Genomic DNA, 10,300 nt, shown 5'->3' on the forward strand with positions numbered 1-10,300 from the left:
GCATCCGTTTCCGAATGTTATCCCCCTCTTATGGGCAGGTTACCCACGTGTTACTCACCCGTTCGCCACTAATCCATCCTCTGCAAGCAGAGGATTTCATCGTTCGACTTGCATGTATTAGGCATACCGCCAGCGTTCGTCCTGAGCCAGGATCAAACTCTCGTTTTAAGTTTGAAAAGCTCATTGTATTAATTGTGGATGAACCTTGTTCATCCGATAGTTGTCTTGATCCAATAAAGAATCGAAGACCCCTGCACATTTGGTTAATTTTACTTTGTTCAGTTTTCAAAGATCTACTATTCTATAAGATGTCGCTGCGTTTGTCAGCAACTTTTATATCATACCATGTTGTCGATTCAGTGTCAACAACTTTTTTCAACTTTTATTTCATCAATGTCTAGTCAAATCAACGTTGAAAGCGTTAACTTACTCGACTTGTAATAGTATATCATCTTGTTAATAACTGTGTCAAGCACAAATTATTTTTATTTTTAAATAGCTTTGAACCTTCATTTGTTACTCACAAGCGACAAGATATACTTTATCACGATATATAGATCTGGTCAATAGAAATATTCTAAAAACTCTACTATTTCTTTTTAAAGTGCTTAGCCTACAGTTAAACAAGCTTTTCAAATAAATATTTCATATAGATTATAAAAATTACTATTAAACATATCTGCTTTTTTATCAGTAGCTTTTAATTGAAACCCAGAATTTTTGTACAGTTTATTTAAATATTGATTGTCCGCTAAGCAATCTAATCTCACTCTATTTATCTTGTTTTGCTTTGCAGTATCAAGAGCTGAATTAATCAGTTGAACTCCAAGTTTTTGCCCATGTGCTGATTTTGTTAATGTAAGTCTATGTAAATAAGAAACATTATCTATCGGTTTTCCACCCCACAAAAGCTGATCCCATTCACTCTGACGCTCCCAAAGCGCAAACATTCCAATCAACACAGCTTGTTGTCGTACTAAATAGACTTCCTTATTTTCAATTGCACTTTTAATATTGTGCACATCTTCTCCAGCCAACAAGTCCGACCACTGGGTTGACCCTTTATGATTCAACCAATTTGCAGTATCACTTAGAATCTCCATAACTTTTTCGTAATCTTCTTTCTGAGCTAACCTTACTACTATCTGTTCAGACATTTAAGTTTCTCACCTTTCAGATACTCATATATAGAGAGAACCCCCCCCCGCAAAAATTCATTCTTTGCTGGAGAGGGTTCTATTATACAGAATATATATCTATTTAATTCTATAAACGATCATTTAATTCTTTAGCCAACTCTTCAAAGCCCGGCTTACCTAATAGTGCAAACATGTTTTTCTTATATGCTTCTACACCTGGTTGATCAAATGGATTAACGCTATTCAAGTATCCTGAAATTGCAACAGATATTTCAAAGAAATAGAATAGATACCCAAGAGTATAGGCACTTGTATCAGGAATTGTTAAGACAAAATTTGGAACATCTCCATCAGTATGTGCCAATAACGTACCTTGGAAAGCTTTAGTATTAACAAAATCAATTTCTTTTCCTTCTAAATAGCCGAGCCCATCTAAATCTTCTGTATCTGAAGGGATTTTTACTGATTTATTAGGATTATCAATCTTGATAACTGTTTCAAACAGATTACGTCTGCCTTCTTGGATGTATTGACCTAATGAGTGTAAATCAGTTGAGAAGTTTGCACTTGAAGGATAAATACCACGTTGGTCTTTCCCTTCTGATTCGCCAAATAACTGTTTCCACCATTCAGAAAAATATTGTAAATTCGGTTCATAATTAATTAGCAACTCTGTAGAATAACCTTTTCTATACAAAACATTTCTTAGTGCAGCATATTGGTAAGCTTCGTTTTCAGATAAATCTGTTTTAGTATAGAAACTTGCAGCATCCGCTGCACCTTGCATTAACTCGTCTAAGTTTCCGCCACTAACTGCAATTGGCAGTAAACCAACAGCTGTAAGTACAGAAAAACGTCCACCAACGTCATCGGGGATAACAAAAGTTTCATATCCTTCTGCATTAGCAAGTGATTTTAATGCACCTTTTTCTTTATCTGTGGTAGCAAAAATACGAGATTTCGCTTCTTCTTCTCCATATTTTTCATTAAGTAGATTTTTAAATACACGAAAAGCAATGGCTGGTTCGGTCGTTGTTCCTGATTTAGAAATGACGTTTACAGAGAAATCTTTATCTCCAATCAGTTCAATTAAATCAGCTAAATAAGTTGAGCTAATACTATTTCCTGCAAAGAATATTTGCGGGGTGTCTCTTTTATCTGAATTTAATTCATTGTAAAAAGAGTGATTAAGAAAATCAATTGCTGCCTTAGCACCTAAATAAGATCCACCAATTCCAATGACAATCAAGATTTCTGAATTAGACTTGATTTTTTGAGCCGCTTTTTTAATACGTGCAAATTCATCTTTATCATAATCTGTAGGCAGATTTACCCAACCAAGAAAATCACTACCCGCTCCACTACCGTTTCTTAGTGTATCGTTAGCTGTTGAAACTTGAGCTTGCATATTACCTAGTTCTTCATTTCCGATAAAACGATTTAAAACATTTGAATAATCAAATGAAATGTGAGCCATTTGTATTCTAACCTCCATATTTTTGGTATCTTTCATTACTTATTTTAAATGATTTGTCCTACAAAAAACAAGAGGAAGGTAAAAAGATCCTCTCATTTTGATTTTTCAAATCAATAAAAATTGTGGAACCCCAGATATTTCCCAATCTTTCAATGTTTTAGTAATCTTCTCTGAATGCTCCCATGAAAGTTCGCTATCTTCTGGTAATAGCTCCATGGGACTCTTGATTTTTTCATCTTCATAATTAAATACAAATAGTGGAACACGATGATTTGCCACTACTGCATTTGTAAGTTCATTTAATTCTAACTTCTCCACGTCCAATAAGAGAACTTCTTTCATTCGATCAATAATACAAGCTAAGCCAGTTTTTCTTGGTAAAACTTCAGTAGCGGGAAAAGAAAAGCCTTCCGCTTCCTTTTTGACTAAAAACACAAATCTATCATTTTCATCTTTTACTAAAACTGTACACGCTACATAATGATTTTTTGCTATCAAATTTTACACCTCTCGTAGTCTTACCAGTCATTCATCAAGCTGGATATACGAAGCTTCTGCTATGAAAAGAGACCATCCAGTTTTTGAAACAGTATACAGTTTTAAAGTAAAGTTACTTTTAAACTGCCGTCAATTAGGTTATTCATCTTTCTCAATTTCTCGAAGCGCTTCATTAATCCACAAAGGAAGCTGCTTTCTGATTGATTCAAACTCTATTCCCGTTCGTCGCCCGTATCTAGGATTCTTTTTTTTATTTGAAAAAGGATGATACTTTGGTCTATGCATTCCTCTCATTGAAAGACTAATTTTTCTACTGTATTCATCAATATCCATGACAATGACATCCACTTCATCACCAATTTTGACAACTTCTTCTATTTCTTTTATAAAACCGTGTTTTAATTCTGAAATATGGACAAGACCCTGTGTGTCTTCATCTAATGCAACAAATACTCCATACGGTTGTATGCCTGTAACAGTGCCACGCACACGGTTTCCAATTTTATAATCCATGAATTCACCTCTCTGTCTGTCATGGAGTATTTTTATAATTATCTAGTCAATTATAGCATGAAACATAGATGTAGGGAAATTATGACACGCTTTTAATTAATGAATATAGATCTAAATACTCTATAGAAATTAGTAGAGAACAACGATATAATGAAAAAAAATAAAGGATGATGATAATATGAGCCAAATTTTTGATGAAGTAATCGATAGAACTAAAACAAATAGTGTCAAATGGAATTCTAGAGAAGAATTATTCGGATCTGCGACTGCTTTACCAATGTGGGTCGCTGATATGGACTTTAGAAACTCTGCACAAATAAGGCTCGCTCTTCATAAATTAATTGATGAAGAAATTTTAGGCTATGCTTCGCCGTCCAATGCTTTGTTAGAATCTATCATTTGCTGGCAAAAAGAAAGACATCAGATGACTATTAATAAAAAAAACCTATTATTTTCTCCTGGTGTCGTCGGTGCCCTAGCAGTTTGTGTTCAAGCGCTCACTTCTCCATATGAGGGTGTACTTATACACGATCCTGTTTATACACCCTTTTCTTCAGTTGTTCAATCAAATAATCGCAGAGTCTACCGTACGCCATTGGTAATTGAAAACGGACAATACAGAATGGATTACGATCATATTGAGAAATCTTTTAAAGAAAACTCTATCAAAATGTTCATTTTGAGTAATCCTCATAATCCAGGAGGACGTATTTGGTCTAAAGAAGAACTGATTCTACTAACCGACCTTTGTATTCAACACGAGGTTATTTTAATCAGTGATGAAATTCACAGTGACTTAGTTTATACGGATTCTTCTATTTATTCTCCAGTATCTTTAAAAGAAGAATATAAAAAATGGGTGGTTACTTTACATTCTGCTAGCAAAACATTTAATTTAGCCGGAGCTAAGCTTGCTTTTTATATTGTCTATAACGATAAGTTAAAAGAAAAAATAGAGACCGTACAACACGAAACAGAACAAAACAGTATATCTACGTTTGGAATGGTTGCTACTGAAGCGGCATTTTCAAAAAGTAAAGAATGGCATAAAGAACTTATGGAGTATCTTGAAGAGAATCGGAATTTAGTTGCTGACTTTTTTGATAAAGAATTTCCTGAAGTGTTTTATATGAAACCAGAATCTACTTACCTATTCTGGTTTGATGCTTCTAGCCTGCATATTGAAAGTGATAAACTCACAGAAACATTCATACAAAAAGGAGACATTGCTTTAAATGCAGGGGCAGCTTATGGTGAATCTAGTAACCAATTTATGCGCTTAAATTTTGCCTGTCCACGATCAGTACTCGAAGAAGGGCTACAAAGAATCAAAACGGTATTTAATTCAGTTAAGCGTTGATTTAAAAAGTCACTTCCAAATTTTTGGAAGTGACTTTTGTTTAATCTAATTCATTTAAAGCTAATATAAGACTGCCCGTAATTCCGGCATCGTCTCCTAAACCTGGCGAAATAATATATTCATCTAGAGCAGGTGTATTAACATAACCATTCATTAAAGTATTAAACTCTTTTCTAATTAGAGGAAATAAATGTTGTTGCTTCATTACTCCTCCACCAAGAATAATTCGCTCAGGGCTTAAAATCAACGTATAATTCATTAAAGCTTGAGCTAAATAATAAGCTTGTATTTCCCAAACCTTCTGATTATTAGTTAAGTTTTGAGCTTTCTCACCGTATCTTTTTTCAAGAGCTGGCCCAGAAGCTAACCCTTCTAAACAATTTTTGTGATAAGGACAAATACCTTCGAAGTCATCATCCGGATGCATTCTAACTAAAACGTGTCCCATTTCTGGATGTCCAAACCCTTCAAGTGGTTCACCGTTCACAACAGCTCCTCCACCAATTCCAGTTCCAACTGTTAGATAAACACAGGATGATTTACCTTTTGCTGCACCTTTTTCTAGTTCTCCAAGAGCTGCTGCATTTACATCAGTAGTCCATCCTATTGGTATATTATATCTATTTTTTAATTGTCCTAAAAAATCAGTATTCTGCCATGCTATTTTAGGTGTAGTAGTAATATACCCATAAGTATTTGAAGATTTGTTTACATCAATCGGTCCGAATGATCCAACGCCCATTGTTTCTAATTCATACTGATCAAAAAATGAAAATACTTTCTCTAAGGTTTCTTCTGGCGTTGTCGTCGGAATTGAAACACGATCCTGAATTTCTAACGAACGATTACTAACAGCGCATACAAATTTTGTGCCCCCAGCTTCGATTGCTCCTAACATTTAAACACTCCTTCTCTAAAGTTTATGTAGAGAAATAAAGCAGAGCCGGTTTAAGCTCTACCTATTCCAATAATCCAATTAGTTGTGAACTTCAATTGTTTCAATTACTACGTCTTCATTTGGTTTGTCCATAGCATTACGCTCAACATTTTCAATTGTTTCAGCTACTTCATAGCCATTTACAACCTGCCCAAAAACTGTATGTTTCTGATCAAGCCAAGGTGTTCCCCCGTTTTGTTTATAAGCATTAATAATTTCTTCAGGAAATCCAGCTTGTTCAAGTTGAGGAATCATTTGTTCAGGAAGTTCTGACATTGTTACGATAAAAAACTGACTTGAGTTGGTTGCGGGTCCTGCATTTGCCATAGATAGAGCACCCTTTAAATTAAATAATTCTGGAGAAAATTCATCTTCAAAGTTTCCTCCCCAAAGACTCTCTCCGCCCATTCCACTTCCAGTCGGGTCTCCTCCTTGAATCATGAAATTAGGAATAACTCGATGAAAAATCACTCCGTCATAATAACCTTTTTCAGCTAATCCAATAAAATTTTCTACTGTTTTAGGTGCATGTTCTGGAAATAGTCGAACTGTAATATCCCCCTTGTTTGTTTTAATTGTAGCTGTTAAGGCATTTTCATTCTTTTCTGCTAATTGCGGAAACTGAATCATTTTATAAATTCCTCCTTTTGATATCATTAACATTCTACCTTAGATTGAGCTAGTTTCCAACCTATTTCTCTATAAACCAGTTCAGTTAATTATTTACTGACATTAGTATTTAATTTCGTTTATTTCTGTTCTATTTATTCAAATCTATTGTTAAAAGATATTCAATTTCATTAAAAATTTTCTATTAATTATTTAATTTTTCGTGTTATGATTAACCTCAGAACCGCATCATATAAAAAGGAAGATTGTTTATGCCATTTTTCAATAATTACCCTTTAATTGCCGCACTTTGTGCAATTATTATTACTCAAATTATTAAAGTTCCTGTTGCCTTTATATTAGGTCGCCCTACTTCACTAGCATTGATTACTTCTACTGGTGGCATGCCCAGTTCTCATTCAGCTGGCGTTACTGCCTTAATTACAGCTTTGATCATAGAACAGGGAATTGCTTCTCCTTTAGTCGCTGTTGCTGTAACATTTGGCGTGATTGTTATTTTCGATTCCATGGGTGTTAGACGACAAAGTGGTGAACACGGGATTCTGATTAATGAGCTCATTGCAGACTTAGAAAATATTCGAAAAACAATTATTACTATTGGACAAGAAGGAACTAAAAACATTAAAGCATTAATTGAAGACGATAGACATTCAAGAGAATTTCTCGGTCATAAACCAATTGAAGTTTTTTTTGGTATTATATCTGGAATTCTGATCTCATTTTTAATTCATACTGTATACTAGTAAATTTACTAAGTGTATTTAGTTTAATGGAGGATTTAAATTGGTTAAAGAAAATGAAATATACGACATCACTATAATTGGTGGCGGGCCTGTCGGAATGTTTTCAGCATTTTATTCAGGAATGAGAAACGCGAAAACAAAACTAATTGAAACTTTACCAGTCTTAGGTGGTCAAGTCGCATTGTTATATCCCGATAAAAAAATTTATGATATTGGTGGACATTCAGCAGTCACAGGAAGAGAATTAATCAAGGAACTAACTACTCAAATGGAACTCTTTGATCAACAGATTTGTCTTGAAGAACAAGTAGAAGAAATCATCAAACGAGATGATGATATATTTGAACTAAGAACCACTAAAGGCACACACTATTCTAAGACAGTTATTGTAACAACCGGTCAAGGAGCATTCAAACCTAGAAAATTAACTGTGGAAAATGCTGAATTATATGAGGAACAATCCTTACATTACATTGTAAACAATCTTGAACAATATAGAGATAGAACTGTCGCTATATGTGGTGGAGGTGATTCTGCTGTCGATTGGGCGTTAACGTTAGAACCAATCGCAAAAAAAGTTTATCTAGTCCATCGTAGAGATAAATTCAGAGCACATGAAGCCACAGTAGAACAAGTTAGAAAGTCATCAATTGAACTAATTACTCCTTATGTTCCTTATAAATTGAATGGAACAAACGAGAAACTTCATTCTGTTACTTTTAAAAAATCAAAGGGAGATGAAACTAGATCAATTGACCTTGACTTTTTCGTCGTTAACTATGGATTTAGTTCATCAATAGGCCCACTTAAAAATTGGAACATTGATTTAAATAAAAATGAAATTATAGTGAATCATAAAATGGAAACTTCTATTGAAGGAATTTATGCCGCTGGTGATATTAGTACTTACGATGGTAAAATCAAATTGATAGCCACCGGTTTTGGTGAAGCTCCTACAGCTGTCAATCACGCAATTCATTATATTCATCCAAAAGAGCATGCTCAACCTTATCAGAGTACTAATTTATCATTTGACAAATAGCTTTGACAACGAAAATAATAAGGAGGATTCAGCCGTGGTACAATCTAGCTCAAAACTGCATAAAGTAGCACTAGAACGTTTAAAAGAAAGAGGTGTCTCTCTAGAAGAGATAGCAGAATTAGTTTACGACCTTCAAAAGCCCTATATAGCTGATATTTCAATGGAGATTTGTGTAGAAAATGTTCGTTCTGTTATCAAAAAAAGAGAGGTTCAAAACACCATTCTAACTGGTATTGAGTTAGACGTTTTGTGTGAACAAGGTAAACTTTCCAGTCCACTTCAAGAAATCATTCAAGAAGATGAAGGATTATATGGAATAGATGAAATTCTAGCATTGTCAATCGTTAATGTATATGGATCTATTGGATTTACGAATTACGGTTTTTTAGATAAAACTAAACCAAAATTAATTTCAAAACTTGATGATCATCAAAATAAAGATCAGACACATACTTTCCTGGATGATATTGTTGGAGCGATTGCAGCAGCTGCTGCCAGTCGTTTAGCACATGATGATCCAGGCATATCAGATATCATGAAATAAGCGAAAATTTAATTATCTAGCGAATCCATTAAGCAGGGGTATTTTAGGAAAAGAAGAGATGATTTCATTTCTTCTTTTTTTTAGATATAGGTTAAAGATATTTTTATATGCTGGATTTTATAATGAAGTTAGCCACCAAGACTAACTAAAAAAAACGCCATGTGAATTTCATGTTATATTGAAGTTATACCACTAACTCTCAATAGACAGGATGAATTCACATGACGCATTCTAACCATAACACATTAGCACGTACGGGAAAACACTTATCTCATTCAGAACGGGCTCAAATTGCCATTTTAAAGAACCAAAATTACTCTAATCGTCAGATTGCGCATGCATTGGGACGTGTCCCGCAAACCATTCATAGTGAAATACATCGTGGGACAATCACTCAACTTAACCGTCAAAAGCAATCCGGCAAAGTGTATGATTACTATACGACCTACTACGATCCTGATGCCGGACAAGCAGCTTACGATCGACTTCGATTGAACTGTGGTCGTCGGCCAAAATGGGCTGATACAGATGCATTTATTGAGTGGGCAGATGATAAACTGTTACTGGAAAAATGGTCTCCAGATGTGGTTGTTGGATTTGCTAGGACACACGACTTATTTGATCCGTCTATCATTCCCTGTACAACCACTCTTTATGGATGGATTGACAAAGGGATCATGAGAACCACGAATATGGATTTGCTTGAAAAACTATCACGCAAGCCAAAAGATTCTTCTTACAGAAGCAGAAAAAACAAGCGTATTTTAGGTCAATCCATTGAACAAAGACCTGCTGAAATCAATGATCGACAGACCTTTGGTCACTGGGAAATTGATACTGTGGTTGGTAATAAAGGAAAGACGGATTCTGTATTACTCACATTAGTTGAACGCCAAACACGCTTTGAAATCATCCTTAAACTCACGGGGAAAGATAAAGAATCTGTTGATCAAGCCATTAGTCAGTTAAGACAACGAGCGGGTGATAGATTCTCTACAATATTCAAAACCATTACTTCTGATAATGGATCTGAATTCGCCGGTCTTCATGAGGCGCTTCAAGAAACGCTGGATGTCTACTTCAGCCATCCTTACGCTTCATGGGAAAGAGGAACGAGCGAGAACCAACATAAATTTATTCGTCGATTTATTCCAAAAGGGAAAGCCATCAGTCAGTTTAGTGAAACCCAATGCTTGAGAATACAACAATGGATGAATGACTATCCACGGAAGATACTCGGCTATCAAACACCTCATGTCTGTTTTGCCAACGCTCTACGCTCTTTGTCCCAAATGACCTAAGTTTCGTTAGTGCTGAACAAATGACGAGTGACATCTTCTAATAACCGATTAAACAACAGAAAATTAACCGATAATATATTTTAAACTAAGTGGCTAACTTATACTTGAAATTTACA

General features: G+C 34.8%; 11 protein-coding genes and 1 rRNA gene. 5 read left to right on the top strand and 7 right to left on the bottom strand.

What is annotated here, in order from left to right:
* The 5 genes from BLT22_RS11800 to BLT22_RS11820 all read right to left on the bottom strand — a co-directional run.
* A 16S ribosomal RNA gene (locus BLT22_RS11800) occupies nucleotides 1-168 on the bottom strand; the annotation flags it as partial.
* A gap of 464 nt (nucleotides 169-632) precedes the next feature.
* Nucleotides 633-1,157, bottom strand: coding sequence for a GNAT family N-acetyltransferase (locus tag BLT22_RS11805; RefSeq protein ID WP_091763477.1), 525 nt, complete (start codon nucleotides 1,155-1,157; stop codon nucleotides 633-635).
* A 109-nt stretch (nucleotides 1,158-1,266) separates the two neighbouring features.
* Complete coding sequence (locus tag BLT22_RS11810; protein WP_087060207.1) at nucleotides 1,267-2,616, bottom strand: glucose-6-phosphate isomerase; 1,350 nt, start codon at nucleotides 2,614-2,616, stop codon at nucleotides 1,267-1,269.
* 105 nt (nucleotides 2,617-2,721) lie between these two features.
* A complete protein-coding gene (locus tag BLT22_RS11815; RefSeq protein ID WP_236048946.1) occupies nucleotides 2,722-3,114 on the bottom strand; it encodes a hypothetical protein in 393 nt (130 codons plus the stop codon).
* Nucleotides 3,115-3,252: 138 nt separating this feature from the next.
* Entirely contained in the window at nucleotides 3,253-3,627 is a 375-nt protein-coding gene (locus BLT22_RS11820; RefSeq protein ID WP_091763478.1) for a CvfD/Ygs/GSP13 family RNA-binding post-transcriptional regulator, read from the bottom strand.
* 178 nt (nucleotides 3,628-3,805) lie between these two features.
* Here BLT22_RS11820 and BLT22_RS11825 point away from each other — a divergent pair, with 178 nt between their 5' ends.
* Nucleotides 3,806-4,987 (top strand): MalY/PatB family protein, encoded by a 1,182-nt coding sequence (locus tag BLT22_RS11825; RefSeq protein WP_091763479.1) that lies wholly within the window; start codon nucleotides 3,806-3,808, stop codon nucleotides 4,985-4,987.
* 40 nt (nucleotides 4,988-5,027) lie between these two features.
* On the opposite strand, the gene BLT22_RS11830 is transcribed toward BLT22_RS11825, so the two are convergent.
* Nucleotides 5,028-5,885 carry an ROK family protein gene (locus BLT22_RS11830; RefSeq protein ID WP_091763480.1) on the bottom strand — a complete coding sequence of 286 codons (858 nt, stop codon included), beginning with the start codon at nucleotides 5,883-5,885 and terminating at the stop codon, nucleotides 5,028-5,030.
* A 78-nt stretch (nucleotides 5,886-5,963) separates the two neighbouring features.
* Entirely contained in the window at nucleotides 5,964-6,554 is a 591-nt protein-coding gene (locus BLT22_RS11835) for a peptidylprolyl isomerase (RefSeq protein ID WP_091763481.1), read from the bottom strand.
* A 251-nt stretch (nucleotides 6,555-6,805) separates the two neighbouring features.
* On the opposite strand from BLT22_RS11835, the gene BLT22_RS11840 reads away from it, so the two are divergent.
* The 4 genes from BLT22_RS11840 to BLT22_RS11855 all read left to right on the top strand — a co-directional run bounded on the left by BLT22_RS11840 (nucleotide 6,806) and on the right by BLT22_RS11855 (nucleotide 10,184).
* Complete coding sequence (locus BLT22_RS11840; protein WP_091763482.1) at nucleotides 6,806-7,297, top strand: divergent PAP2 family protein; 492 nt, start codon at nucleotides 6,806-6,808, stop codon at nucleotides 7,295-7,297.
* Nucleotides 7,298-7,337: 40 nt separating this feature from the next.
* Nucleotides 7,338-8,339 (top strand): NAD(P)/FAD-dependent oxidoreductase, encoded by a 1,002-nt coding sequence (locus BLT22_RS11845; protein ID WP_091763483.1) that lies wholly within the window; start codon nucleotides 7,338-7,340, stop codon nucleotides 8,337-8,339.
* A 34-nt stretch (nucleotides 8,340-8,373) separates the two neighbouring features.
* Complete coding sequence (locus BLT22_RS11850) at nucleotides 8,374-8,883, top strand: phosphatidylglycerophosphatase A family protein (protein WP_236048945.1); 510 nt, start codon at nucleotides 8,374-8,376, stop codon at nucleotides 8,881-8,883.
* Between the two features lie 221 nt (nucleotides 8,884-9,104).
* Nucleotides 9,105-10,184, top strand: coding sequence for an IS30 family transposase (locus BLT22_RS11855; RefSeq protein ID WP_091762406.1), 1,080 nt, complete (start codon nucleotides 9,105-9,107; stop codon nucleotides 10,182-10,184).
* The last annotated feature ends 116 nt before the right edge of the window (nucleotides 10,185-10,300 follow it).

It is taken from the genome of Marinilactibacillus psychrotolerans (genome assembly GCF_900101525.1).
Lineage (GTDB): Bacteria > Bacillota > Bacilli > Lactobacillales > Carnobacteriaceae_A > Marinilactibacillus > Marinilactibacillus psychrotolerans.

Bases quoted from the DNA above. Each gene is read 5' to 3' on its own strand.
- BLT22_RS11820 (WP_091763478.1), bottom strand. From the start codon at position 3,627: ATGGATTATAAAATTGGAAACCGTGTGCGTGGCACTGTTACAGGCATA.
- BLT22_RS11855 (WP_091762406.1), top strand. From the start codon at position 9,105: ATGACGCATTCTAACCATAACACATTAGCACGTACGGGAAAACACTTA.
- BLT22_RS11835 (WP_091763481.1), bottom strand. From the start codon at position 6,554: ATGATTCAGTTTCCGCAATTAGCAGAAAAGAATGAAAATGCCTTAACA.
- BLT22_RS11810 (WP_087060207.1), bottom strand. From the start codon at position 2,616: ATGGCTCACATTTCATTTGATTATTCAAATGTTTTAAATCGTTTTATC.
- BLT22_RS11830 (WP_091763480.1), bottom strand. From the start codon at position 5,885: ATGTTAGGAGCAATCGAAGCTGGGGGCACAAAATTTGTATGCGCTGTT.
- BLT22_RS11825 (WP_091763479.1), top strand. From the start codon at position 3,806: ATGAGCCAAATTTTTGATGAAGTAATCGATAGAACTAAAACAAATAGT.
- BLT22_RS11840 (WP_091763482.1), top strand. From the start codon at position 6,806: ATGCCATTTTTCAATAATTACCCTTTAATTGCCGCACTTTGTGCAATT.
- BLT22_RS11805 (WP_091763477.1), bottom strand. From the start codon at position 1,157: ATGTCTGAACAGATAGTAGTAAGGTTAGCTCAGAAAGAAGATTACGAA.